The organism is Joostella atrarenae (assembly GCF_021764745.1).
In the GTDB taxonomy this organism is placed as follows: Bacteria; Bacteroidota; Bacteroidia; order Flavobacteriales; family Flavobacteriaceae; genus Galbibacter; species Galbibacter atrarenae.
The window spans coordinates 1-3,069 of sequence record NZ_JAETXX010000030.1 but is presented as its reverse complement, the minus strand read 5'-3'; the positions used below and the strand labels follow the sequence as shown (position 1 = coordinate 3,069).

Annotated in this window: 4 protein-coding genes; 3 read left to right on the top strand and 1 reads right to left on the bottom strand. The window is 28.2% G+C overall.

The features are described 5' to 3' along the window. Positions 1-201 (bottom strand): hypothetical protein (locus tag JM658_RS16890; RefSeq protein ID WP_236961058.1); only part of this gene is annotated, 201 nt, incomplete at its 3' end. A 28-nt stretch (positions 202-229) separates the two neighbouring features. On the opposite strand from JM658_RS16890, the gene JM658_RS17285 reads away from it, so the two are divergent. From JM658_RS17285 to JM658_RS16880, 3 genes are all read left to right on the top strand, one after another. Beyond that, the gene (locus JM658_RS17285) at positions 230-355 is read left to right on the top strand and encodes a hypothetical protein (protein WP_394800498.1); all 126 of its coding nucleotides are present in this window, start codon (positions 230-232) and stop codon (positions 353-355) included. Between the two features lie 298 nt (positions 356-653). Then, positions 654-2,744: a S41 family peptidase gene (locus JM658_RS16885; RefSeq protein WP_236961056.1), complete on the top strand. Its 2,091-nt coding sequence runs from the start codon at positions 654-656 to the stop codon at positions 2,742-2,744. A gap of 23 nt (positions 2,745-2,767) precedes the next feature. Next, complete coding sequence (locus JM658_RS16880) at positions 2,768-3,037, top strand: hypothetical protein (RefSeq protein ID WP_236961055.1); 270 nt, start codon at positions 2,768-2,770, stop codon at positions 3,035-3,037. Positions 3,038-3,069: the final 32 nt, after the last annotated feature.

The following is a 3,069-nucleotide window of genomic DNA, read 5'->3' as shown; positions in this document are numbered from 1 at the left end:
TTCTTTAATGCCTAATGATCCTATCTTTATATGGTATGAAAGATTATTATAGATTGTTTGGTAAGAATACATATCGTATTTTCCTTGTTTTGCATATTCCAGTACTTTTGTAATCAAAGTTTCTAATTCATCATTATCAAGCACTCTGAAATTATAACCTATTAAGGTTTTATATGCAAATTGTTCTACCGTGGTTAACATAAGAAAATTAATATCAAGTATTATACATATGTTTATGAATCGACTTTTTATATCTGAAAACAGACAATATGAACTTGTTTGTTATGATTTTTTATGTAGGTACTACGAATCAATGTTGGCAAGATCATTAACTAGTAAAAGTAGTAAGAAATAATCTACATTAGTTATTCTATTAAATTGAGATTTTTTATTCAAATTTATTTTTTATAAAAAAGATCAAGTGAATAAATTTGGATAAGAAAACGATCCTTAGCCTTGTTTAAATTCAGGAATCATAGATAAAGACAGATCTCATGGTGATTTTCTAGCTTTAATTTATTCTCTAATATTTGTGCACTTTGATTAATATTTAATTTACAAGTGTTAAGTATTGATATATAATCTCTTAAGGTGCTTATTATTATGTTTACTATAAAACCAAGTATTATTTTTAACAACCAAAATAAAATATTATGAAAAGCATTCAATTATTCTTTTTTTCAATATTCTTATGCTGTATATCTTGTTCCCAGCAATCCGGATATAATTTAGGTTTTGAAGAGCTAAAAGCAGAAGAATCTCTTCCCAAATATTGGTTTAAATCTGGGGACTACCATATATCTAATGACTCTTTAAATCATGTAGAAGGTAAAAATGCTGTTATGATTTCATCTACAGACAATAGCAGTTCCAGTTCATACGGTTATATAACTTTGAAATTACCTGAAAGTGTTAGGGGAGAGCAAATTAAGCTAGAAGGATATATGAAAACAGAAAATGTTGATGGTGGTGCAGGCCTGTTCTTGAAAATTGAAAGGTTTGGTAAGTCCCTTGAATTTGATAACATGTTTAAAAAAGGAATACAAGGAACAACCAATTGGCAGAAGTATGAAATTCATTTACCTAATCATGAAAATGCTACTGATATATATATCGGAGGGATTTTAAAGGGGAAAGGTACAGTGTGGTTTGACAACTTTAAAGTATTGATTGATGGCAAGGACTATTCTAAATTAGTTAATTTTCATAAAAGTGACTATTCTGGAGAAATTAATGAACAAAGGCAGATTATTGAGGATACTATAGTAAGGCATAAAAATTCTGAATTTAAGATGTCGGAAAGCCCTAGCCCAGAGCAGCAACTAGATCTTTATCTCTTAGGTAAAGAATGGGGTTGTCTTAAATATTTTAATCAGGAGGTAGCATCAGGAAAGTATAATTGGGATTATGAATTGTTTAAATTATTGCCTTATGTTGGAAGTGATAAATTTTTAGAAAAACTCAATAAATGGAAATCCAATTTCGAAGCAAATGATAAAACTGTTATAAAAAGTAATTATTATGTAAAGTTTACTAAAAGCGTTGGTAACCCAATATTCACAAATGAACCCGTATACCCAGATATGGAATGGGATGATGATGGATATAAATTACTTTCATTATTTCGTTTTTGGAATATAATAGAATATTTTCATCCATCTAAATATTTAATTAATGATTGGGATTATATATTAAAACAATATATCCCAAAATTCATGGACTCTGATAATGAACTAGAATATAAACTTACAGTACTCGAATTAATTCATGAAATAAAGGATACCCATTCCAATATTATACAATTAGGAGATGTAGTAGATAAATATTTTGGAACAAGAACTCCTCCATTTAAAGTTATTTTTGTTGAAGATAAATTAGTTATAAATGAAATCTTTGATCATCGTTCTTCTCTAAAGAAGGGTGATGTTATTCTGCAAATAGATGGAGAAAATGTAAATGATCTTATTAATAAAATCAAACCCTACTCTATTGGGTCAAATATAGCAGCTCAGAAGCGTAATATTTGCTCTAAAATACTTAGAACAAATAGTTCTTCTGTTGTCATAAGTACAGCTAATGGTAAGAAAGTAGAAATTCGTTGTGTTTCGCAAAAAGGAATAAACAAGTTTTATAACAGAAAAATACCCTCAAATAAAATAATAGATAATAATATAGGCTATATATATACAGGTTCATTGAAAAAAGGAGAAATAAACAGCATTATTCCTAAATTTATTGGTAAAGAAGGACTCATTTTTGATTTAAGATGTTATCCATCAGATTTTTTACCTTTTCAATTAGGTGCTTACCTTTATTCTGAACCTAAGGAGTTTGTTAAATTTTCAATAGGATCAGTAGAAAAACCTGGAATTTTTACTTTTACAGACCCACTGATAACAGGCTTTAAAAATCCTGATTATTATAAAGGTCGGATTGCTGTTTTAGTTAATGAATTTACCCAAAGTCAAGCAGAATATACTGTAATGGCTATACAGGTTACTCCAAAAGTAAAGGTAATAGGAAGTCAAACAGCAGGTGCTGATGGAAATGTTTCGAAGATATACCTACCAGGTAATATTAGTACAATGATTTCTGGTATTGGAGTATATTATCCTAGTGGTAAACAAACGCAAGGTATTGGGATTATTCCTGATATTTCGGTGAAAAATACTATAGAAGCGGTAAAAGCAAATAAAGATATAGTTTTAGAAAGAGCTATAAAGTATATTCAAACAGGAAAATAAATGTTTAAATTATCAAAAGTTCAATGAAATCAAATGTAGAATCAATAAAAGGAAAAATTTCGGAAATAAATGAAGTAATAGATAACAACTTCTTACAAGAAAAAAGTATAGGTGTATTGTCAGGTATTGGAGGTGTTGTTCTATTCAAATATTTTTATAATTTATATAAACCGGATTATAAGAATATTGATGTTATAGAGAGAATACTTCAGATAAGTACTGAAAGAATAAATAACGGTTATAAAATACCTACTTATTGTGCTCCGAACTCAATATTATTAATAAAAGAATAATCGATAAGGTTCATGGAAGTAGTGATCACTTT

Excerpts from the sequence above, each read along its gene's own strand:
- JM658_RS17285 (WP_394800498.1), top strand. The coding sequence starts at position 230 with ATGTTTATGAATCGACTTTTTATATCTGAAAACAGACAATATGAACTT.
- JM658_RS16885 (WP_236961056.1), top strand. The coding sequence starts at position 654 with ATGAAAAGCATTCAATTATTCTTTTTTTCAATATTCTTATGCTGTATA.
- JM658_RS16880 (WP_236961055.1), top strand. The coding sequence starts at position 2,768 with ATGAAATCAAATGTAGAATCAATAAAAGGAAAAATTTCGGAAATAAAT.